General features: G+C 42.3%; 1 protein-coding gene. It reads right to left on the bottom strand.

Annotated features, from left to right (window positions below; all coding sequences use genetic code 11):
• Nucleotides 1-516: 516 nt before the first annotated feature.
• Nucleotides 517-720 (bottom strand): LytTR family DNA-binding domain-containing protein, encoded by a 204-nt coding sequence (locus A3729_RS34520; RefSeq protein WP_082882057.1) that lies wholly within the window; start codon nt 718-720, stop codon nt 517-519.
• Between the last annotated feature and the right edge of the window lie 115 nt (nt 721-835).

Here is an 835-nt window from a genome sequence, read left to right as displayed (position 1 = left end):
CTTTATCCTCTCTCTTTACCTCAATAAATGAAGTTTTTCGAAATACCCTCTCGATCTAACCAAATGTTACACACCGCTACAGGGAGATCTCTTATCATTGAATAGGTAGTCTTCATCAAATGGAGTGGACGATTTGAACGCTGTACTATAGGAAAATTTAGTGTCAGATGAGCTCTCGATGAGGATAGTATCATCATCACCGCTATTGCTGCGTGAGTTTTCAAAAGCTAGAGTATTAAATGACAGACACAGACATAACAAGCCTATTACGAACAAAGCGCGCTTGGTCATTGTTGATGTGTGTGTGTTGTTCAAATCGTCCACTCCATTTGATGAAGACTACCTATTCAATGATAAGAGATCTCCCTGTAGCGGTGTGTAACATTTGGTTAGATCGAGAGGGTATTTCGAAAAACTTCATTTATTGAGGTAAAGAGAGAGGATAAAGTGTGAACAGGTTCTCTAAGTTGTTGAGTGGAAGCTCATTTTTATTCTAGAAGGTGCTTAGTTGCAGTCTTAGGCTTGAAAGGATTGTTCACTTATTCTTTGCTTGAGTTCGCTTACGTGTCGACGACTGACGAGAATGCGAAAGTCGGTATTGCGTATATGTATGTAGTAGTGGCCATCGGAGCTCTTGTGCATTGCTGAGATGTGTTTGGCATCGACCAGTGTATTGCGATGGGCACGTAGGAGCTGGTCTGGGTGAGCTTGTTCCCACACCTTTCATGCTTGGTCAGTGAGGGTTTCACCGTTTGCATGGACAACGGTAAGGTACGTCATATCGGATCTAAAAAAGTAAATCGAGTCGAAAGGAAGTAACTCCTGGCCTTGCCAA

The organism is Oleiphilus sp. HI0043 (genome assembly GCF_001634935.1).
This window is presented reverse-complemented; position numbering and strand designations above follow the sequence as displayed.